Raw genomic sequence first — 20,008 nt, 5'->3', positions numbered from 1 at the left:
CGCTTACTATTGGTGCATGGTCTTCAAGCGGGTCGGCAACGGCCGTCCTTATCCTGATCACGGCCTGTCGCCAAGCGCGTGGTACAAGATTGCGCCTAGACAGGTGCGGCTGGATGAGCTCGTGACCACCAAGAGTGTTTTAGATTTGAAATACCTCCTCTCCAAGGACTCCACCTTCTTCGGGGATCTTTTTCCGCACGTGGTGCGGTGGAAAGGCGAACTCTACTTGGAGGACGGATTGCACCGGACGCTGCGCGCCGCCTTGCAGCAGCGGGAAACGGTGGCGGCCCGGGTTTACGACCCGGCCTGGTTCCCGGAGTTGAGTTGACCCACCGCGGCGGTGAGCTCGTCTACGAGCGCCGCGGCAGCAGGCGGTATCGTGCCCCCGGCAACAGCCACGAACAGGCGCCGCCAGCCCAGTTCCGGGGAGTCGACCACGGCGACGTTCTCCCCCTGGTGGAGGAGGAGGGCAAGCTGCGGCAGCACCCCCACTGCCATGCCCAGGGACACGAGACGCTGAACGGCCAGGTGGTCGTCGGTGGTGTAGGCGATCCGGGGCTCGAATCCGGCCCGGCGGCACACGTGGACGAGGTGGGAGCGGCAGCGCTCGCAGCCCGCCACCCAGGTCTCTTTGCGCAGGGCAGCGAGTTCCAGAGTGTGCTCAGCGGCGAGCGGGTGGTCACCGGGAAGCAGCAGCCGCACCTGTTCCCGGCAGAGCGTGACCTCGCGGATGCCGGTGCTCGCATCAGGGGGTGTCTCGTCGTAGGAGAAGGCGAGGGTGACGTCCACTTCGCCTTCGCGGAGCAGGTCCAATGATTCGGGGGGTTCCGCTTCGACCAGGGTGACCGCGACATCGGGGGCGCGTTCCCGCAGGGTGGCCAGGGCTTGCGGCACGATTCCGGCGGTGGCTGTAGGGAAGGCAGCGAGGCTGACCCGGCCTGCCCGCAGTCCCGCGATGGCCGCGACTTCTTCTTCAGCCGTGTCCAGCCGGGCCAGTACGGCTTCCGCGTGGCCGACGAGGACCCGGCCCGCTTCGGTGAGCCGCACCCCGCGCCCGTGCCGCACCACGAGGGGCGTGCCCACTTCCGCTTCGAGGCGGGCAATGTGGTGGGAGACGGCGGGCTGGGTGTAGGAGAGGGCGCGCGCGGCCGCGCTCATCGATCCCAGTCGGGCCACCTCGCACAACACACGGAGTCGAGTGAGGTCCAGCACACCCCCAAGGTATCAAAGCTATTTATGAGAGAAGACGAAAATCTTTTCTTGATCTTTGAGATCGGGTTGCTGACAATCCAAGCATGGACACCGCACCCCTACTTCCCTCGTCAATCCGCGACCAGTTCACCCGTGAGGTGGTCTATTTGAACACCGCCACCTGCGGGCTTCCGCCCCGCGTCGCCCACGAGGCGACTCTCGCCGTGGAGCGCGACCGCGCCCGAGGACGGTTGACGTTGGACATTGCGCATCAGGCGGTGGAGCGGTCGCGGGCCGCCTTCGCCAGACTGGTCGGAGTGCCCGTGTCTCGAGTGGCGGTCGGATCGCAGGCGTCCTTCTTCGTCGGACTGGTCGCGGCTTCTCTTCCCCCGGGTGCAACCGTGGTCGTGGCCGAGGAGGACTTCACCTCGGTGACCTACCCTTTCCTCGCCGCAACCGGACGAGGGGTCACGGTCCGCCCGGTTCCGCTGGACCGGATCATCGACGCCGTGGACACGAGCGTGGACCTTGTCTCGGTCTCTGTGGTCCAGTCCGCCGACGGCCGTATCGTTGATGTTCCCGCGCTGCTGGACGCGGCTGCCACGCACGGCGCGCGGGTGCTGCTGGACACCACCCAGTCGTCGGGCTGGCTTCCTATTCCCGCAGACCGCGTGGACTACCTGGTGTGCAGCGCCTACAAGTGGCTGCTGGGACCGCGGGGCGCCTGTTTCTTCGCGGGAACCGACGATGCCCTGGCCGAACTCACGCCGATCGCGGCGAACTGGTTCGCGGCTGAGGACATCACGAGCGCGTTCTACGGCACCGAGCTACGCCTGGCCTCGGATGCGCGCCGCTTCGACCTGTCCCCGGCGTGGGCGTCGTGTGTGGGGCTCGCCCCTGCTTTGGAGCTGCTCGCCGACCTGGGGGAAGCAGCGCTCGGAGCCCATAACGTCGCGTTGGCGAACCGGTTCTGCGCTGCGCTGGGACTGCCGCCCACCGATTCAGCGATCGTCAGCGTGGCAGTGGACGCCAAGGCGCAACAGGTTCTGGCCGACGCGGGGATTGTCGCGGCCATGCGCGCAGGCCGCATGCGCTGCGCTTTCCACCTGTCCACGGACGCGGCAGACGTCGACCGCGCAGTGGAGGAGATCGGGCCGTACCTGCGCGACGCAAACCTGGAGGAGGCTGTCCGCGTGCCGGGCGACCGGTAGGGGACGCAGGAACGCGCAGAGCGGTGGACCGGGGTTCTCCGCGCAGCAGCACCTGCTGGGATGTGCTCGCGGTCAACGGTCGTCCCCGGGGAAAGCAAGAGGCCGGTCCTCCAGGACCGGCCTGCTGGCGGTGGAGGTGGGATTTGAACCCACGGAGGGTTGCCCCTCACACGCTTTCGAGGCGTGCGCACTAGGCCGCTATGCGACTCCACCGCGGACCACTCTACATGGCTCTGTGAAGTGCCGCGAGTTGAGCGGTCTCCACCCGACACTTTATGTGCGGTAAGTCACATTGAAGACAAAGTGCGCCAAGTGGAGCATCCCGGCCATCGGGTACCGCCACCGTGCTTCACCCGTCTCTCGAGCACAGCGCCCCCGGCAGGCTCGCATGGCCGGAAAGTGCGGCGTCCAGCGAGCAGTAAAGAGCTCGACCGCCGGACAGGCTTGTCGGCCTCTCGGATCCCTGTTTGGGGGATCGGTGGGCCGCCTCGTCCCCGTCTTCGCTGCCCTGTCACGGATGAATCTCACCCTGGCTGCGCCAACGGGAGGAAATGCTCTCTTCACGCGAAGCGCCCCCGTAAAACCATGGGGTACGGCACGCCGGTTACGAATACGAGCCTTTACCCGGAGACGCATTCCCCGACCAGCCCGCCTCGCCCCGGAAACTCCCCCTGAAATTCGTTTCTTTCGCGAAAGCCCGGCATACCGTCATCCGCCTCATCACCGAGCATCTCCATGCCCTGCTCCTGCTTTCCGGAAAGGCACAATTTCGACTTCACCAGATGTGGAGTTCAACGGGGAAGATTGGCGCACGCGGTTTCAGAAGTCCTTTTGCGCACGGGGAGTTCACTGCAGGCCAGTGGTTTTCTGTGCTTCCGCTCCCCATGGCGAATGCTTTCCTGCCCACGCAGCGCATGCCGTCGGGATGCTGGCGGGCCGACTACCCTGCAACACCGCCGGGTCCGACGAAACGGTGTTCGTTGCACGCGTGCGGCTGGTACTCACTGACGGTGGTGTCTGCCAGGACTGGGCAGTGCTATCGGGTACGGTGGCGCGCGAAGAAATCGGTGAGGAGGCGGCTGCACGCGGCAGACAGTTCCGGGTCCACGAGGTCGGGGGGAATCACTTCGGGACGGTGGTTGAGTCGCCGGTCGCGAACCACGTCCCACAGGGACCCTACGGCTCCTGCCCGTTCGTCGCGTGCCCCGTAGATGAGCCGTTCGATCCGGGCCAGCACGATGGCGCCCGCGCACATCGTGCACGGTTCAAGAGTGACCGCCAGGGTGCAGCCGCTCAGCCGCCAGCTGCCTAGACGCCGTGCTGCGGCGCGCAAGGCGAGCACTTCGGCGTGTGCGGTGGGGTCGCCGGTGGCCTCGCGCTCGTTGTGGCCGGCGCCGATGACCACGCCGTCCGGGTCGAGGACGACAGCGCCCACGGGAACATCGCCGCTAGACGATGTCTTCTCGGCCTCTTCCAGCGCCCGCCGCACGGCGGCGTCGACCCCACTCCGCCCTACGCTCATGCCCGCAGCTCGTCGAGTTCTCCGGCGAATCCGGCACGGTCAGCGATGGTGGTCAGCGCATCCGCGGGCAGGATGCCTTCGCGCGTGGTCAGCGCCATCAGTTCGGTGCCTGGGATGCCGAGGTCGTCGAGCAGGTCGGGGTCTCCCACCGGTTCGGGGTAGGGGTTCTGCCCCGTGCCTTCGGTTTCTTGATCGTCGTCTATTCCTCCGTCGGTTTCGAGGAACAGGCGGGCTGCCGGGTGCCCGTACACCACTCGCATGTCGGAGAGGAAAGCTCGCGGCTCCCCGGTGTCGTCCAGTCTGGCAACGCCGAACCATTCGTCGTCGGCTTCCGCGAGCACCACGACGGAGGTTTCTGCGGTGGACTCGGCCGCGGCCGTGTCACGCATCAGATCGGCAAGGTCGTCGATTCCCTCGTACTCCGCTAAATCCACCTCGGTCCCCGTCCACCCGTCTGCTGCATGGGAGAAGACCGCTGCGAAAACCGCCACCCGGACTCCTGTCTACTGCGCTTCTTCAACCACGTGCCAGCCGGTGTGCACGCTGGCTTTACCCCAACGCGTCCAGGGCGCGTTGGAAAGCAGCGTGAAATCCGAGACGTTCCGCGATACTGGACAGCACCTCGTCCGGATACAGGTCGAGGTCTCCGGCCAGTGCACCCAATTCCATCTCATCCAGCCCCAGGTCAGCGAGGATCGACATGTCTCCTGCGGGGAGCACCTGGTCTACATCCTCGTCGTCGGGGATGTCGATATCCAGGTATTCCAGGACATCGCGGGCGATCTTCCAGTCCATCGACGCGGTGATATCGGAGAGGAAGACGCTGACGTTGTCCCGTCCGTAGACGCGGGCGAGGATGAAGAAGTCGTCGGCGACCGAAACCAGGCCGATGGCTCCGCTGATGCTCGGCTGCTGGTGGAGGGCGTGCAACAATCCTTTGAGGTCGCGGGTTAGCGCGACTGGGAGCAGGTCGACATCCCAGTAGTCTTCTTCTCGATAAGCTACGGCGGCGAAGTCGCCTGCGCCATCGTCCAGTTCGAGTTCCGTCATCGTCGCTCCACCCGGCTGGCCTTGGTCAAACCAGAATCGCAGATCGTCCCTTGCTTGGTCACTGAAACGGCTGCCTTCGCCCGTGTTGTGCTCTCCTAGCGGGAAGGCTGGTCCGTTGTAGAAGTCCGCGCTCACGTCTCCTATTAGAACGGACGTTCCTGTAGGAACAGAACGTGATCCGGTCTTCAACCGCACCCCGCGACAGCGACAGCACGCCCCGCGGGGAGCACGCACCGTGAAACCCCTGGTGGAATCGGTTTGACGGGGAATGTGTGGGAAGGCGCCCGGAACGATAGTTTGATCTCCTATGGAGATCTTCGTTGTGGACCATCCGCTCGTTGCCCACAAGCTCACCACGCTGCGGGACGTGCGCACGGATTCGCCTACCTTCCGCCGTCTCACCGACGAACTCGTGACTCTTCTCGCCTATGAGGCGACGAGGGATGTGCGGGTGTCGGAAGCCACGGTGCAGACTCCGCTGACCGAGACGGTGGGGGTCCAGCTTTCCCGGCCGGTTCCGCTAGTGGTGCCGATCCTGCGCGCCGGGTTGGGCATGCTGGACGGGATGACGCGTCTGCTGCCCACCGCCGAAGTGGGCTTTTTGGGGATGGTCCGCGACGAGGAGACGCTGCAGCCGGCACTTACGCAGACCGGCTGCCTCGGGACTTGTCGGGGCGGCAGTGCTATGTGCTCGACCCCATGCTGGCGACGGGCGGCACTTTGGCGGCGGCGTTGCGGCTGCTGGTGGAGCGGGGCGCCGACCATATCACTGCGCTCTGCCTGCTTGCTGCCCCGGAAGGGTTGGAGCGGCTGCGCACCGGTTTGAGCGGGGTGTTGGAGGAGCGCGGCGACCTGCGGCTGCGTGTGGTGACGGCCGCTATCGACGAGCGTCTCAACGAGTCGGGGTTCATTGTTCCTGGGCTGGGGGATGCGGGGGACCGGTTGTACGGCTCCGCATAGCCACTGGAAAGTTTCTTTCTCCACTCCCCAGATAAATTAAGGAAACTTTATGTTTTAGTTTTATCTCCTGGGGAATAAAGCAATACTTGTTCGGGATCTAAAACTCTACCCCTGGGATCACAACCAGGGGTTTCTTGTACCAGTCGAACTCATATCGAGATATACGCGTGACCCGTTGTGGTAATGATGTTTATGGCTCCTAATAATTCTCCGCACAACCCCAACCGAAAAACCGTGATCTCCACCACTCATCCCCCCGGTCCCTGATCGGGCGCTCGGTGGTCGGCACAATCCCGCGCCTGCGGGAAGGTGCCCCGCCCGCTCTGGACTGCGTCGGAGCTCACAAAGAGATCGGAGCACCACGACCGCTCTCTGCCGTCCCGAGGAGTGACATGTCCCAGACCCATGACGCGCTCTCGCGCGACCTCGCCCCCGTTGTCACGCGACTCAGCGCCGAGTTCAAGGACGTGCACCCGGAATCGATCGTGTCCCGCTGCGTCACCGCGGCCCGGAACGGGGCGGAGGACGTGGTCGGCTACGCCACTCCGGAGCTCGTGGAGCGGATTGCGCGGCAGCACCTGAAAGTTCTCGCCTTGGCCCTGGCGGAGCAGCGCTGACCAAATATCGGACGAAGGTCCGACCCTAACCTTCTGACCTGGAACGGCACGCCAGAGCTTCCTATTGTCTTTACGTGTCCCAGCACTGGTGTAACAATCGTTGTGGGTTAGTGGGTCTTCGCTCTAGTGGGGAGTGCGTTCATGCCGCCGAAATTGAAAAAATGGCTGGGTTACGCCCTCATTGCCTTTGCCATCTTCTACCTGCTGACTCAGCCGGCCACGGTGGGCACTCTGGTTCTGAACATCTTCGCCGGGCTGGGCGGAGCCGCCAACTCGCTCTCCACGTTCGTCAACACCATCTTGTTGTGAGGGGCGTGAGCCCGGATGAAGCTGGTGACACCGGGCGACTCGGCGCCCGCGTCGGTTAACCGCTACCTGCTCCCCCACGAGCAGCAGGTCATCACGGTCCGCCGACACCCTGCTGTCCTGTTGGGGCCGACGGCGATCGTGCTGGGCAGTCTGATCGCCGCGGGGATTCTGAGCAACACCTCGTTCGTGACGAGCGGGGCCATGCTGGCCATCATCTGGTGGCTGTGGCTGCTGGTGCTGGTGTGGTTCGTATGGAAGGTCGCCGAGTGGTCGGTCGACTACTTCGTCATCACGTCGGCGCGCCTGTTGGGCACGAACGGCCTGATCACCCGGCAGGTCAACATGATGCCGCTGGGCAAGGTCACCGACATGCGCTTTGAACGCACCCTGTTGGGCCGCTTGCTGGGCTACGGCACGTTCGTCATGGAGTCGGCCGGTCAGGACCAGGCTCTCAGCAAGATCGACTTCATCCCCTACCCGGAGCAGCTTTATCTCGAAGTGGTGGGCCTCATCTTCCCCGACAAGTGAGTGACCCACTCACCATTACGATCCACCCCTCGTGAGTTGTGGGGCCTCGCGCGAGCGCGGGGCCCCACAACTTTTGCTGCCGTTCCCACGGCAAGGAAGGTCTATTTGACTTCAAGGTGAACAGAAGGTTAACTTGGGTCATCGTCTAGTTGAATGAGGGGGTGATGTCATGGCTTGGCGAGCAAGCAAGGCGCCATCGACCACCCGCCCCGCCCAGACTCGACGCCGCCGTCGGCCGACCCGTCGGATGACTTCTCTGCGGCACAGCACCACCCTTCTGCCGCAGCAGCGGGACACTGCGGACACGGAGACCCTCGACACACGGCCGAAGCTGACGTGGGTTTTGCTGCCGGACAGCACTGGCCGTCTGCGTCCTCAGGCGCGGTGGATCTGAGATTGTTCGCCTGAGCGGGTGAGGGACCGACCAGACGCTGGTCGGTCCCTCACCCGTTAGCGACGCCTGCCAGTGAGACCTGCTGGTGGGGCGCCTGTTACCCCGGTGCCATGTCGACGAACCGGCTGTAGTGCCCTTGGAACGCCACGGTCACCGTGGCGGTGGGGCCGTTACGGTGCTTGGCCACGATGAGGTCGGCTTCCCCGGCCCGCGGCGACTCTTTCTCGTGCACGTCCTCGCGGTAGAGCAGGATGACCATGTCGGCGTCCTGCTCGATGGAACCCGACTCCCGCAGGTCGCTGATCTGCGGTTTCTTGTCGGTGCGCTGTTCTGGGCCGCGGTTGAGCTGGGACAGGGCGACGACGGGAACCTCAAGCTCCTTAGCGAGCAGCTTGAGCGAGCGGGACATCTCGGAAACCTCCTGCTGGCGGCTCTCCACCCGGCCGTGGGAGCTCAGCAGTTGGAGGTAGTCGACGATGACGAGTTTCAGGTCGTGCTGCTGTTTCAGCCGACGGCACTTGGCCCGGATCTCCATCATCGTCAGGTTCGGGGAGTCGTCGATGAACAGCGGCGCTCCCGCGACCTCGCCCATCCGCCGCGCCAGCCGGGCCCAGTCCTCGTCGGTCATCATTCCCGAGCGCATAGTGTGCAGGGGCACGCGCGCTTCCGCCGAGAGGAGCCGCATGACGATCTCGTTGCGCCCCATCTCCAAGCTGAAGAACACCGTGGTCAACTGGTGTTTGATTGCTGCAGAGCGGGCGAAATCCAGGGCGAGAGTGGACTTTCCCACCGCGGGACGGGCCGCGATGATGATCATCTGTCCGGGGTGCAGCCCGTTGGAGAGGGCGTCGAAGTCGGTGAACCCGGTGGGGACCCCGGTCAGGGTGTCGTCGTGGGAGGCGATTGCTTCGAGCTCGTCGAGCGCTCCCGGCATGATGTCGCTGAGCGGCAGATAGTCTTCGCTGGTGCGCCGTTCCGCGACTTTGAAGATCTCGGCTTGGGCTTGGTCGACAAGGTCGTCGACGTCCCCGTCTCCCGAGTAGCCGAGCTGCGCGATGCGGGTGCCCGCCTCGACCAGGCGGCGTAGCACGGCGCGGTCGGCGACGATCCGCGCGTAGTATCCGGCGTTCGCTGCGGTGGGGACGGTGTCGGTGAGCGTGTGCAGGTAGGGAGCGCCGCCCACCCGCGCGATCTCTCCCCGTTTGGTGAGTTCCGCGTGGACGGAGATCGCATCCACCGGCTCGCCTCGGGCGAACAGGTCCACGATCGTGTCGTAGATGGTCTGGTGGGCTGGGCGGTAGAAGTCGGAGGAGCTGAGGATCTCCACTACCTGGATGATGGCTTCTTTGGACAGCAGCATGCCGCCGAGGACGCACTGCTCGGCCATGATGTCGTGGGGCGGGGTCCGGTCATACCCCACTTCCTCGACTGAATGGTCGACGCTCATGGCTCCCCCCCGGCTGACTTCACGCCTGAACGTGACATGCCCGAACCAGGATTCTCGCCACTTCACGAGACGGTCGCAAAGACAACCTGTGGATAAACCTGGGGACATCCTGTGGATGACTGGCGTCTAGTTGTGGATAACCTGTGCACGCAACCTGTGGATAACTTTTCCCCACCCTCTAATCACAGCCTCTGAGCTGCAAAAACTCTGTCCACGGGCTGTGCATGAAAAAAATTCTGCAGATAGATATCCACAAGTTATCCACAGGCTAGGGCGACACCTGTGGATGTTCTTGACTCCGACTTCCCCACGTATCCACTGCGGCAGCCGAGGCCCCTCGACCCCTCTCGGACGGCTACGCGAACCCCGCTACGGCAGGCGATGGCGCAGCCCGCACCCTCACACGCACCGACGGGACATGGGCGGCGCTGTCCTCAGCGAAGCGCCGGACCCGAGGCAGGTGCGGCCGCGCGGAAACCCCGTCCCGCCGCACACACCCCCTGGAAACGAGGGCCCGTGCCCTGCCATTGCCGATTCCTTTCCTACCGCAGCCGCCGCGGCCCGCACCATCCTCTTCTCACAACAGCTTCCGCTGCAGCACACAGCGGTTTTCCCCACCACCCGGAAAGGCCCGCTACGTTCCGGTTCCTCGGCATCTGCGCTGTTCACTCTGCTGAACCAGGTAGGCCCAAGGCATACTTACCCCGCCCCTCTGGCGTTTCCCTTCTCCCCTCGAACCCCGTTTTCCTGACTTTCCACAGCAAAAGCCAAAAATTCCGCAACTCACCACGAAAAGGAAGGTAGGGCGCCGAGTGGTCGCCGTGTTTCCCGGTTAGATGCCTCCCCACGGATGCGTGGGGGTGGTTGACCATGGCATATCCAGCGGAAGGCGGGCGGCGCCCACGGTTCTGGGCGACCGCGCGCGCCGCATTATGGACGAGCGCTTCGGCCCTCCTGCCCGGCCTCGCCCACCTGCGCGCTGGGAAACGCGCCGCAGGAGCCGGCATCCTCGGAGGATTCCTCCTGCTCGCCACCGCCGCCGGTGCGGCCTTCTACCAACTGCGCAGCGACCTGTCCTGGCAGGCGTGGCTGGCTGCCCAGCCCTACTGGGTGGAAGCGGTCGCCATCGGCGCCGTAGCCCTCGCCACCCTGTGGTCGAGCATCATCATCCGGTCCTGGCAGCTCACCCGGCCGCGCCCCGAACGCTGGGGGTCCCGGGCCGTAGGCGCGGTACTGGTCACCGTCCTGTGCACCGCGCTCATCGTGCCGTTCGCGTTCGTCGTCCGCACCGCCGTCACCCTGCACAGCACGCTGACCAGCGTGCTCGCCCCCGCCGAACCGGCGTCCCAGGCTGCCGCCGACACCCCGTGGCCCCACCGCTCCCATATCAACGTCCTGCTCCTCGGCGGCGACGCCGGCGACAACCGGTACGGGCTGCGCACCGACACGATGATCGTGGCCAACATCGACATCGACAGCGGGGACACGGTCCTCATCAGCGTGCCCCGCAACCTGGAAAACGTGCCGTTCCCCGAAGGCACAGCGCTCGCGGAACGCTACCCGGAGCCCTACGGATTCGACGACCTGCTCAACGAGGTCTACCAGACGGTGGCTGAAGAACCCGAGGAGCTGGCCATCAACCCCGACGCGCCCGATCCAGCCGCGGACACGCTGAAGCACGTCATCGGGCACGCACTCGGCATCTCCATCGACTACTACGCTCTCGTGGACCTCCGCGGGTTCGCGGACCTCATCGACGCGATCGGCGGCGTGGTCGTCCCCGTGGAAGAACCCATCCGCTACGGCCGCCGCGGCGAAGGCCTGCTCGAACCAGGGGAGCGGCGCATGAGCGGCAAAGAAGCGCTGTGGTACAGCCGCAGCCGCACAGACAGCGACGACTACGCCCGCATGGGCCGCCAAGGCTGCCTGTTGAAATACGTCGCGGAGCAGACCAACCCGGTGACAGTGCTGCGCCGCTTCGACGAACTCGCCGACGCCACACAGCGCACCCTCACCAGCGACATTCCCCCTTCCCACCTGCCTGCCCTCGTCGACCTGGCCAGGCGGGTCTCCCAAGCGCGCATGCACACCCTGCAGCTTTCCCCGCCCCAGGTCACCACCGCGCACCCCGACTGGACGGAGATCCGCACACTCGTCGACAGGGCGATCCGCAGCAACGGCGAAGACCACGGCCCTGCCGACACCGCCAAGCAGCCGTCACCGTCCCCCGACAGCCCTGGCCGCCAGATCGGGAAAAAACCGGTCTCGCTCGACAGGCTCTGCCCATGAGCCCCGGCCGCACAGCCGTCTGGGACAGGCTGCTCCGACCCGCAGCAGCCCCACCATGGGCGCTTCCCGCTGGGCGGGCCCCGCCCGAGAAACACACAGGGGGTGTGAAACCGGAGGAACAAGGTATGCCCATCGAAGAGCCGCAGAACTGTAAGCATACAACAACAGAAAGTCACGAGACTCTGGGGTGAGCGTGCCCAGCCGGAAGGAGGACCCTGTGAGCCCAGCCGCGTCCTCTCGCCCAAGCAGCGAGGAGCGTCGCGGGTCCTCCACGGCGCCTGGCAGTGGAGTACAGGCCCGGGACCGCTCGCCAAGAAACCGCGCCAACGATCACACAAGGCTCACTGCTGGACAAAAGTGGCCCACTTCATACGATCCTGGCCTAACCTACAGATTCCCTACTAGCGAGTTAAATCTTGCTGGCGCGAGGACGAAATTCAGGGGGAACACCCCTCTGATCACGGTTTTCACCGTCTTGTCGGGGTTAGCGTGGCGGCTACCGCGTCCTGGTGAACCGAGTTCGAGGGCGCACCGTTCCGCCTCACGGAGGGACTGACCATGTGGCGACTCGCCAACCACGTTCGGCAGTACGCGTGGGGATCCACCACCGAGATCCCTAGGCTGCTCGGAATTGAACCCAACGGGCAACCCCAAGCCGAACTGTGGCTGGGTGCCCACCCCAGTGCCCCCAGCACGATCGCCAGTGGCGGCACGGAACCGATCGGACTCGACGCGATGATCGCGTCCGACCCGGTCACAACACTCGGCACAGAAGTGGCGCGCAGCTTCAACAAACGCCTGCCCTTCCTCCTGAAATTCCTCGCCGTCGCCCAACCCCTGTCGCTGCAGGCCCACCCCGACAAGGAACGCGCCCAAGCCGGATTCGCCGCAGAAGAAGCCGCCGGGATTCCCATCGACGCGCCGCACCGCAACTACCGGGATCCCAACCACAAACCAGAACTCGTCATGGCGCTCGGCGAATTCGAAGCCCTCTGCGGGTTCCGCTCCCCGGCCGCCTCAGCGGCCGACCTCGCCGGCCTCACCACCCCGCTGGCACAGGCACTCCACGCCGACCTGACCGCAGCCGATCCGTCCGCGGCACTGCGCTCCGCCATGACCCGGCTGCTCACCCTGCCCGCTGACCAGCGCGCCACCCTGGTCACCGAAACCGCGGAAGAACTCGCGGAACGCGCCACAGCGCCCTCCCGCCACCTGCGGGCCGTGCTCGACCTCGCGGAACGCTACCCCGGCGACCCGGGGGCCATTGCAGCGCTCCTCCTCAACCACGTGGTGCTGTCCCCAGGGCAAGCCCTGTTCCTGCCCGCGGGCAACGTCCACGCCTACCTGCACGGGGTCGCCGTGGAAGTGATGGCCACCTCCGACAACGTGCTCCGCGCAGGCCTCACCACCAAACACGTCGACCCTGAGGAACTCCTCAAGGTGCTCGACTACAGCATGCTGCCCATCCCCTACGTGGAACCCGTGGTGCGGGACGGCCTGATCGAATACCGGCCCGACATCGACGACTTCGCGCTCATCGTCGCCGAACCCAGGGAGAAAGCGGTGTGGCTTCCCGAAGGCCCCGCCATCGCCCTCGTCGTCGAAGGCGCCGTGGAACTCCACGCACCCAGCGGAGGCAACCTCGCCCTGGCCCGCGGAGAATCCGCCTTCCTCAGCGCCCGCACCGGCCCCGTGCTCGCCTCCGGCCAAGGCCGCATCATCATCGCCACCGTGGCCCAGCAGCCGGCCGCCACCACGGCAGACCACCACGACCACACCACCCGTTGGTCTTCCGTTCACCCGACCCTGGATCCCGTTAACCCACGATGAGTACTCTGCGTGCCGCCCTCCTTTCCTTTCTCTCCCCCGGTGTCGACATACCGGGACGACAGGTCGGCATCGTGAAGAACTCCTCGTCTCCCGCGTTCTGCCCGGACCGTGCGGACAGCACCACCACCGCTATGGCCTGGGTGGAAACCCCGCTGCAACTCCTGTCCGTGGTCGAAGCCCACCACACCGGTGCCTTCGCCCAGCACACGCAGGTCCTGCCCCGCGCCGGATCCCCGTCCCTCGCGGACACGGTCACCGCACTGGCCGAGACCGATCTTCCCGACGGGCTCACCGTCCTGCCCGCCGTCCCCAGCCTGGCCCCGCACCACAGCGGGTCCGGGGTCTGGTTCATCGGGGACGCGTTCTCCGGACAAGTGCAGCGCTCCCTGCTCGGCAGCCGCGCCCGCCACTACGTCATCGTGGACGACGGGCTCGCCACCCTCCACCTGCTCCGCCTGCTCAGCCGCCGCACCGCAGTCCCGCTGGAGCGGGCCCGCGTGCGCTCCACCCTGCCCCGCCGCCTCCTCGGCCTGGCAGCGGCACGGAAGATCCGCGCGGCGGCACGCACCGGACGGGTCACCGTGTTCACCATGCTCCCGCTGCCCGACCGTCTAGTCGACGAAGCCACCGCGGTCGGCATCCGCATCATCACGCACGACTTCCCCTGGCTGCGGTCCCTGCCAGGCGGGACCCTGCCCGAGGAAAACCGCGTGGTGCTCGGCACGGCAATGGTCTGCGACGGCCTCATCCACGCCGAGCCCTACCTGGCGTGGGTGACGCACCAAGCCGAGCAGGCACCGCTCCTCTACTACCCGCACCGGCGGGAAGACGACCGCACCCTGGCAGTCCTGCGCGCCCACCCTCGCCTGCGGGTCGCCGACCAGGGCCTCCCCGCCGAACTGGCCTTGCGCGGACTAGCCGCCCGGCACGAAGTGGTGAGCCTGCCGTCCACGGCCGTGACCTCGCTCCGCGTTCTGCTGGAACGGAACGGCACCACGGTCAGCGCGGTACCGATCCCGGAAACGTGGTGGACCGACCAGGCCACCCCCAGTCTGCGAGCCCACTTGAGCACATTCGTCACACATCCGAAGGACCCGTCGTGACCAACCGTGGACCCGTGCACGTCATGGCGATCGCCGACTCCGACTCCTACCTGAAATGGGCGGCGTGCCTCGTCGACGCCCTTCCCCCTGACTGGTCCGGGGAACTCGCAGTGGCCCGCACCCCGATCGCCCCCTCCCCCACCCAGATGCGGGGCGCGCTCGAAAGCACCCGCGCGAGCGCTGCGCTGCCGCCCGTGCTGTCCGCCACGGCGCTGCGCCGCGCCGTACGCCGCACCCGCCCCGACGTGGTGGTGACCGCGTGCACCGGTCCCGTGGTCGACGTGCTCATCAACGACGTGCTCGCCGGGCTCACCCCGCGCCCGGTCTTCGTCTCCGGCCTGCCCGGGGTGTCTGTTCCAGCCACGGAGAAAGCGTGGCTATACCGCGCCCCCGTCGACTTGTTCATCGTGCACAGCCACCGGGAAGCAGCCGAGTTCCGGGAATTGGGCGAACAGCTGGGGGTGACCGGGGAAGTCGGGCTCGCCACCCTGCCGTTCCTCCCCCACAACCCTGCCCCGGCCCTCCCCGCACCGGCTGCTCCCAGGGAAGCGCCGCGCAACCGCGTCGTCTTCGCCACCCAGGCGAAAGTGCCCGTGGAACGGGAAGAACGTGAAGCGATCCTGCGTGCCCTCGCCGACCTTGCGGCCCGCCGCCCCGACCTGGAAGTCGTCGTCAAACTGCGGGCCCGCGCCCACGAACAGCAGACCCACCGGGAACGCCACCACTACGAAACCCTGTGGCAGAACCTGGTGGCGGCCGGGGAAGTGCCCGCCGACGCGGTCACGTTCGCGGACGGGTCGATGCGGGAACAGCTCGCGCACGCCGTCGGTTTCGTCACGGTCAGCTCCACGGCCGCGCTCGAAGCGATCGCCTACGACGTGCCGCTGCTGATCCTGTCGGACTTCGGCGTATCCGCAGAAATGATCAACCTGGTGTTCGAAGACAGCGGCACCCTCGGCACCCTGGAAGATCTGCGCGCAGCCGAATTCCGGAAACCGGACCCGCAGTGGTGTGCGGCGAACTATTTCCACGACGCGGCCGACAACGACTGGGTGCCGCGGTTGAGCGCGCTCGTGGCACGCGCCCGCACGGAAGGGCTGCCAGTACGGCCCCCACTGCTCACCAGTCCCAAAGACGTGGCGCGGCGCCGCCGGGGACGGCTGCGCATGGAAGTGCCACCGGGTGCGCTGCGTACGATCGGCCGGTTCCGGAAACGCCTCAAACGAGTCCGCCGCCTGCTCACCCCCGCGAAGAAACCCGCGGCGCAACCGGTGCACCACGACCGGGCCGAACAGTCGTCCACCTAGCGGACCCGTGGGCAGCCGCGGTTCCCCACCCAGCGCACTGGCGGTCCAGGGGGCGCCCGTTTTTCGGACAGGGAGTCCTCCCCCCACCGGGACAGCAGTAAATATCGGCTCCCGCGCAATGGGGTAGGACATGGCCCGTCCCCCCCAACAATTGGAGAACGGGAGTCCACCACGATGATGGGCTTCAGCCATGCGACCACCGGAGTCCTGGTCGGAGTCGCTGTCGCTGCTCCGCTCGCTGCCGCCGCGGGCACCCCTCCCACCCCCATGGGCCTGCTGGCGTGGGCGTTACTCGGCGCGGGCTCGGCCTTAGTCCCCGACCTCGACCATCCCTCCTCGACCGCCACCCGCTCCCAAGGGTTCGTCACCGGCCTGCTGTCCCGGGGAATGCGCGCCCTGTCGCTCGCCGTCTACCGGCGCACCCGAACCCCAGCCGACCGCTCCGACGGGGAACACCGCCACCTAGGCCACACCCCCGTCTTCGCGGCCGCAGTCGGCGCAGTGATCGGCCTGCTCTGCCACCTGTCCTGGTGGGCGACCCTGGTCACCGCATGGTTCCTGGCTTTTCTCGGCCTCCGCGCGCTCCGCAAAGTCGCGTGGCGGGGACTGCGTACCGCGCTCGGCTCGTGGCCGGGCGCGGCCCTCGGCGCGCTCTGCGTGGCCGCACTGTTCCTGACCGCGTGGGACAACTACCCGCCCGGGTGGATCGTCGGCGCCGTCGTCGCCCTCGGCATGATCGTCCACTCCCTAGGAGACGCGCTCACCTCCTCGGGAGTTCCCCTCGCCTGGCCGTTCACCGTCAACGGCCGCCGCTGGGCCATGCTCGGCGTGCCCCGGTGGATGCGGTTTCGTACCGGAACCTGGCCGGAATGGGTGGTGGGGGCCGTGTCCCTCACCGGATCGCTCGCCGTCGGCTACGCGCTCGTCGCCTAACCGTGCTGCGGCCCGCGGCAGCCCACGTCAGGACCGTCCCCGCAGGCGGCGCACCCGGGCAGCCAGCCAAGGCAGCGAGCGCGGCTTGGCGGGGGCAGCGCCGGGCAGCCGCAGCGCGGTGAGCCGCCGCTTCTTGAAATAGCGGCGCGTCACCTCGTCAAGCCCGCGGGACAGATACGCTACGGCCTCGTCCCGCAGATGCGAGTACACGCTGTTCTGCATGCAGTAGCCCACCGCCACCAGCAGCGGCAGCAGCTCCTCCGCTACCCGGTCGGCGGTGATCCGCGGCGGGTGCACGGTACCGTCCTCGGCCAGCCGCGGCATCGTGGCGTCGGCGAGCGTCACCGGAATCCGGTTGCTGTTCTGATACGGGGTGATCCGATCCAGCAGCAGTTCCGTGCCCACGGTCGCCACTGGCAGACCGTAGTAGCGGGACGCGGTACTCAACCCCGTAGAGAACACACCTACCACGAGAGCCGGGCGCAGCACCTCGTACCACACTTCCACGGGCACCGGCTCGTCGAGCACCACCAGTTGCACCCCCTGCTGTTCAGCGGTGGCGTGCAACGTCCGGAACGTGCGCGCTGTGGTTGACGGGTGCGGTTTGAACAGCACTGTGCGGTGGCCTTGGGCAGCCACCCCGCGCAGCATGCGCGCGTGCAGCGCATCCTCCTCAGCCGCGGTAAGAAAGTTGAGCGCCGCAAGATACTGGCCGAGCAGGAGCGGCGCCCCCGCCCACGCCGTGCGTTCCCCCACCCCGTCCACAGCTTTCGCTACCTCGGCCACCACGGCACGAAACGCTTCACCGCTGATCGTGCGGCGCGCAACCCCGTACTCGCTGAGCAGCAGCGGCTCCACCCCGGGCACCAGGTCAAGGTAGAGGACCCGGTCGATACGGGTGGCGACCTCGCGCGGCGGCGACTCCCGGGTCGGGCCGTAGCTCATCAACCCGTCGGAGTACACGGTGATCGCGGCATCGTCGAACACGGAAGCGAACGCCCGCGCCGGCGGCACTTGAATGGACTCCACCACCAGGTGCAGCGGCTCGTCCTCCGCCAGATCCCAGTAATGGCGCAGCAGCCGGTTCAGAAGCGGCCGCTCCTGCTGTCGCGGCTGCCATGTGGACGGGTGGAACGGCCACAGCAGCTCGTTCCAGGACACCACCTCCCCGAAACGCGACCGCAGCACATCAAACCCGGGGGCGGCATCCAACGGCGGAACCACCTCGGGCACGAGCGCATTGTTCGACACCACGAGGATGCGCCGCTGGTCTGCCGCACCGAACTGGCCCGCGTCCAACGCGGCAGCAAGCGACATCGCACCGAAAAACGTGCTGGCGACGAAAAGCTGCGCCATCAGGTCAGGCCACCACCGTTTCCAGGTCGACCAGTTCCGCGAGAAGCTGTTCGCGTTCCGCCCCCAAAGCGGGCAGCACCCGGGCGAGAAGACGCGGCGGCATAGCGCTCAGCGCCGCAGCAGCCCGCGACCGCAGTTGTCGCCGCACCCGCGGAGCCAACCGGTCCTCCCGGTCAAGGTGGAAGGCAATCAACGCACAGTAGGTGCGGATGAGCTTAGGAAGATAGCGTTCCCCGTCAGGCAGGGACTCCAGTTCCGCGCGGATCCGGTCGTGGGCGTCGAAGAACTGCAACTGCCGCTCGTCCCCTGCCTGAGTCAGCGACTGGGGGACCTCCCGCCGGTAGAACACCCCGACCAGGGGGACAGCCGCAAACGTGTCGGCGTGCAAGTGCAGCCGCCACGTCCACAACCGGTCTTCAGCGGTGTGCAAGTCCTCGTCGAAGGAGAGCAGGCCCTGCTCGTACAAGCGCCGGTCGTAGACACCGGACCACACGTTGGGATAGTCGACCATGGTGGTCGCATGCTCCGGGGGGATACCGGAGCGTGCGGGAAGCGCCACCCCACGCCGCCCTTCAGGGACCCGCGCCCTGCTGCGGGCCTTCCCCGTGACTTTGACATGGTCGGTTTTGATGAAGTCGACCCCCAGGTCCGCGATCGCCTCGACCGCGTCCGCCAAATATCCGGGAGCCAGCCAGTCGTCGCCGTCGAGAAAAGCGACATACTGGCCCTGCGCCACCGCCAGTCCCCGGTTGCGGGCCGCGGACGGCCCCAGCGACCGCTCGGAACGGAGCAGGGTCAGCCCCGGCACCCCCGAATCTTCCACCACCTCAGGGGTGGCGTCGGAAGAAGCGTCGTCCACAACGATGAACTCGAAGTCAGGCCGTGCGTTGCGCCGCAGGCTTTCCAGCGTGTCCGCGATCAACGGTGCAACGTCACGCACCGGAATGATGACCGACAGAGTGGTCACTCACGAGCCCCCAGCAGAAACGAAAACGGGAATGTTCGGGAGGCCGCAGCCTCCCGAACACGACAGCACCGTGCCGGCTCACGCGGTGGTGCGGCGCAGCCGTTTCCGGGGCTCCTCCTCCCCCGGGAAGACGCGCTTCACACCGTCGCCGAGCGCCTGCTCAATCACCCGGATGTCCCGGACCAGGTGCTGCAGCCCCGCGGGCTCCAGCGAGGCGGCGTGGTCCGACCCCCACATGGTGCGGTCTAACGTGATGTGCCGTTCCACCGCCACCGCGCCCAACGTGACCGCGGCCAACGAAATCTGCAGGCCACGCTCGTGCCCCGAATAGCCGACCGGCACCCCGTAGCGCTCCCGCAGCGTGATGATCGTCCGCAGGTTCGCCTCCTCCGGCGGCATCGGATAGGTGGAGGTGGAGTGCATGAGGATCAGCTTGCTGCGGTCGAAGATCTCCACCGCCGCGTCGATCTCCTCAATCGTCGACATGCCCGTCGACAGGATGATCGGCTTTCCAGTTGCGGCCAGCGCCCGCAGCAGTTCGTGGTCGGTGATCGACGCGGAAGCCACCTTGTGGGCGACCACGTCGAACGACTCCAGGAACTCCACCGACGGCACATCCCACGGGGACGCGAACCACTGGAGACCGTTCTCCTCGCAGATCTTCGCGATCTCGGTGTACTCGTCCCGGCCGAACTCCACCCGGTGCTTGTACTCCAGGTAGGTCATCTCGCCCCACGGGGTCTGCCGTATCTTGTCCCGCTGTTCCTTGGGGACACAGATCTCAGGTGTCCGCTTCTGGAACTTGACAGCGTGACATCCGGCTTCCGCCGCGACCTCGATCAACTGGCGCGCAATGTCCACGTCGCCGTTGTGGTTGATTCCGATCTCGCCGATGACGTAGGTGGGCTGGCCGGGTCCGACCAGAATGTCACCGATCGCTACGGGAGCCGGAACAGACACGCTGAGGTCGGTCGTTGCGTTCTGGGTCATGGCT

The 20,008-nt window shown here is 66.5% G+C and carries 18 protein-coding genes, 1 tRNA gene and 1 pseudogene; 11 read left to right on the top strand and 9 right to left on the bottom strand.

Annotated features, from left to right (window positions below):
• Positions 1 to 16: 16 nt before the first annotated feature.
• Positions 17 to 328: a type II toxin-antitoxin system VapB family antitoxin gene (locus TFU_RS00145; protein ID WP_011290477.1), complete on the top strand. Its 312-nt coding sequence runs from the start codon at positions 17 to 19 to the stop codon at positions 326 to 328.
• On the opposite strand, the gene TFU_RS00140 is transcribed toward TFU_RS00145, so the two are convergent.
• Positions 295 to 1,212 (bottom strand): LysR family transcriptional regulator, encoded by a 918-nt coding sequence (locus tag TFU_RS00140; RefSeq protein ID WP_011290476.1) that lies wholly within the window; start codon positions 1,210 to 1,212, stop codon positions 295 to 297. The genes TFU_RS00145 and TFU_RS00140 overlap by 34 nt on opposite strands.
• 83 nt (positions 1,213 to 1,295) lie before the next feature.
• Between TFU_RS00140 and TFU_RS00135 the strand changes: the two genes are divergently transcribed.
• Positions 1,296 to 2,402, top strand: coding sequence for an aminotransferase class V-fold PLP-dependent enzyme (locus TFU_RS00135; RefSeq protein ID WP_011290475.1), 1,107 nt, complete (start codon positions 1,296 to 1,298; stop codon positions 2,400 to 2,402).
• A 125-nt stretch (positions 2,403 to 2,527) separates the two neighbouring features.
• On the opposite strand, the gene TFU_RS00130 is transcribed toward TFU_RS00135, so the two are convergent.
• The 4 genes from TFU_RS00130 to TFU_RS00115 form a co-directional block, all read right to left on the bottom strand.
• Positions 2,528 to 2,615, bottom strand: a tRNA-Ser gene (locus tag TFU_RS00130).
• Positions 2,616 to 3,438: 823 nt separating this feature from the next.
• Positions 3,439 to 3,924 (bottom strand): nucleoside deaminase, encoded by a 486-nt coding sequence (locus TFU_RS00125; protein ID WP_016187966.1) that lies wholly within the window; start codon positions 3,922 to 3,924, stop codon positions 3,439 to 3,441.
• Positions 3,921 to 4,415 carry a tRNA adenosine deaminase-associated protein gene (locus TFU_RS00120; protein ID WP_011290473.1) on the bottom strand — a complete coding sequence of 165 codons (495 nt, stop codon included), beginning with the start codon at positions 4,413 to 4,415 and terminating at the stop codon, positions 3,921 to 3,923. Before TFU_RS00120 ends, TFU_RS00125 begins: the two co-directional genes overlap by 4 nt.
• A 58-nt stretch (positions 4,416 to 4,473) precedes the next feature.
• On the bottom strand, positions 4,474 to 4,974 hold the full coding sequence (locus tag TFU_RS00115; protein WP_011290472.1) for a tRNA adenosine deaminase-associated protein: 501 nt from the start codon (positions 4,972 to 4,974) through the stop codon (positions 4,474 to 4,476).
• A 307-nt stretch (positions 4,975 to 5,281) separates the two neighbouring features.
• Here TFU_RS00115 and upp point away from each other — a divergent pair.
• From upp to TFU_RS00100, 4 genes and pseudogenes are all read left to right on the top strand, one after another.
• Positions 5,282 to 5,934 (top strand): annotated as a pseudogene (upp, locus tag TFU_RS00110) (uracil phosphoribosyltransferase).
• Between the two features lie 392 nt (positions 5,935 to 6,326).
• Entirely contained in the window at positions 6,327 to 6,551 is a 225-nt protein-coding gene (locus TFU_RS00105) for a hypothetical protein (protein WP_011290471.1), read from the top strand.
• Between the two features lie 141 nt (positions 6,552 to 6,692).
• Positions 6,693 to 6,860: a hypothetical protein gene (locus TFU_RS16135; RefSeq protein WP_011290470.1), complete on the top strand. Its 168-nt coding sequence runs from the start codon at positions 6,693 to 6,695 to the stop codon at positions 6,858 to 6,860.
• A 15-nt stretch (positions 6,861 to 6,875) separates the two neighbouring features.
• Positions 6,876 to 7,388 carry a PH domain-containing protein gene (locus TFU_RS00100; protein WP_011290469.1) on the top strand — a complete coding sequence of 171 codons (513 nt, stop codon included), beginning with the start codon at positions 6,876 to 6,878 and terminating at the stop codon, positions 7,386 to 7,388.
• A gap of 491 nt (positions 7,389 to 7,879) precedes the next feature.
• On the opposite strand, the gene dnaB is transcribed toward TFU_RS00100, so the two are convergent.
• A complete protein-coding gene (gene dnaB / locus TFU_RS00095; RefSeq protein ID WP_011290468.1) occupies positions 7,880 to 9,229 on the bottom strand; it encodes a replicative DNA helicase in 1,350 nt (449 codons plus the stop codon).
• An 870-nt stretch (positions 9,230 to 10,099) separates the two neighbouring features.
• On the opposite strand from dnaB, the gene TFU_RS00090 reads away from it, so the two are divergent.
• From TFU_RS00090 to TFU_RS00070, 5 genes are all read left to right on the top strand, one after another.
• Entirely contained in the window at positions 10,100 to 11,518 is a 1,419-nt protein-coding gene (locus TFU_RS00090; protein ID WP_011290466.1) for an LCP family protein, read from the top strand.
• Positions 11,519 to 12,076: 558 nt separating this feature from the next.
• Positions 12,077 to 13,348, top strand: a complete 1,272-nt coding sequence (gene manA / locus TFU_RS00085; RefSeq protein WP_011290465.1) for a mannose-6-phosphate isomerase, class I — start codon at positions 12,077 to 12,079, stop codon at positions 13,346 to 13,348.
• Complete coding sequence (locus TFU_RS00080) at positions 13,345 to 14,451, top strand: hypothetical protein (RefSeq protein WP_227480965.1); 1,107 nt, start codon at positions 13,345 to 13,347, stop codon at positions 14,449 to 14,451. The genes manA and TFU_RS00080 overlap by 4 nt, the downstream gene beginning before the upstream one ends.
• Positions 14,448 to 15,758, top strand: coding sequence for a DUF6716 putative glycosyltransferase (locus TFU_RS00075; protein ID WP_011290463.1), 1,311 nt, complete (start codon positions 14,448 to 14,450; stop codon positions 15,756 to 15,758). Before TFU_RS00080 ends, TFU_RS00075 begins: the two co-directional genes overlap by 4 nt.
• A 174-nt stretch (positions 15,759 to 15,932) precedes the next feature.
• A complete protein-coding gene (locus TFU_RS00070) occupies positions 15,933 to 16,691 on the top strand; it encodes a metal-dependent hydrolase (protein WP_011290462.1) in 759 nt (252 codons plus the stop codon).
• 27 nt (positions 16,692 to 16,718) lie between these two features.
• Here TFU_RS00070 and TFU_RS00065 read toward each other — a convergent pair whose 3' ends face one another.
• The 3 genes from TFU_RS00065 to TFU_RS00055 all read right to left on the bottom strand — a co-directional run bounded on the left by TFU_RS00065 (position 16,719) and on the right by TFU_RS00055 (position 20,004).
• Complete coding sequence (locus TFU_RS00065) at positions 16,719 to 18,047, bottom strand: polysialyltransferase family glycosyltransferase (protein ID WP_011290461.1); 1,329 nt, start codon at positions 18,045 to 18,047, stop codon at positions 16,719 to 16,721.
• Between the two features lie 4 nt (positions 18,048 to 18,051).
• Entirely contained in the window at positions 18,052 to 19,014 is a 963-nt protein-coding gene (locus tag TFU_RS00060) for a glycosyltransferase family 2 protein (protein WP_011290460.1), read from the bottom strand.
• Between the two features lie 78 nt (positions 19,015 to 19,092).
• Positions 19,093 to 20,004 carry an N-acetylneuraminate synthase family protein gene (locus TFU_RS00055; protein ID WP_011290459.1) on the bottom strand — a complete coding sequence of 304 codons (912 nt, stop codon included), beginning with the start codon at positions 20,002 to 20,004 and terminating at the stop codon, positions 19,093 to 19,095.
• Positions 20,005 to 20,008: the final 4 nt, after the last annotated feature.

The sequence above is a fragment of the Thermobifida fusca YX genome (genome assembly GCF_000012405.1).
GTDB classification, from domain to species: Bacteria; Actinomycetota; Actinomycetes; order Streptosporangiales; family Streptosporangiaceae; genus Thermobifida; species Thermobifida fusca.
Note: the sequence above shows the minus strand (reverse complement) of the source record. Positions and strands in the feature narration are given on the sequence as shown.

Bases quoted from the DNA above. Each gene is read 5' to 3' on its own strand.
- TFU_RS00100 (WP_011290469.1), top strand. From the start codon at position 6,876: ATGAAGCTGGTGACACCGGGCGACTCGGCGCCCGCGTCGGTTAACCGC.
- TFU_RS00065 (WP_011290461.1), bottom strand. From the start codon at position 18,047: ATGGCGCAGCTTTTCGTCGCCAGCACGTTTTTCGGTGCGATGTCGCTT.
- TFU_RS00125 (WP_016187966.1), bottom strand. From the start codon at position 3,924: ATGAGCGTAGGGCGGAGTGGGGTCGACGCCGCCGTGCGGCGGGCGCTG.
- TFU_RS00080 (WP_227480965.1), top strand. From the start codon at position 13,345: ATGAGTACTCTGCGTGCCGCCCTCCTTTCCTTTCTCTCCCCCGGTGTC.
- TFU_RS16135 (WP_011290470.1), top strand. From the start codon at position 6,693: ATGCCGCCGAAATTGAAAAAATGGCTGGGTTACGCCCTCATTGCCTTT.
- TFU_RS00115 (WP_011290472.1), bottom strand. From the start codon at position 4,974: ATGACGGAACTCGAACTGGACGATGGCGCAGGCGACTTCGCCGCCGTA.
- TFU_RS00135 (WP_011290475.1), top strand. From the start codon at position 1,296: ATGGACACCGCACCCCTACTTCCCTCGTCAATCCGCGACCAGTTCACC.
- TFU_RS00145 (WP_011290477.1), top strand. From the start codon at position 17: ATGGTCTTCAAGCGGGTCGGCAACGGCCGTCCTTATCCTGATCACGGC.
- TFU_RS00105 (WP_011290471.1), top strand. From the start codon at position 6,327: ATGTCCCAGACCCATGACGCGCTCTCGCGCGACCTCGCCCCCGTTGTC.
- TFU_RS00070 (WP_011290462.1), top strand. From the start codon at position 15,933: ATGATGGGCTTCAGCCATGCGACCACCGGAGTCCTGGTCGGAGTCGCT.
- TFU_RS00055 (WP_011290459.1), bottom strand. From the start codon at position 20,004: ATGACCCAGAACGCAACGACCGACCTCAGCGTGTCTGTTCCGGCTCCC.
- TFU_RS00090 (WP_011290466.1), top strand. From the start codon at position 10,100: ATGGCATATCCAGCGGAAGGCGGGCGGCGCCCACGGTTCTGGGCGACC.
- dnaB (WP_011290468.1), bottom strand. From the start codon at position 9,229: ATGAGCGTCGACCATTCAGTCGAGGAAGTGGGGTATGACCGGACCCCG.
- manA (WP_011290465.1), top strand. From the start codon at position 12,077: ATGTGGCGACTCGCCAACCACGTTCGGCAGTACGCGTGGGGATCCACC.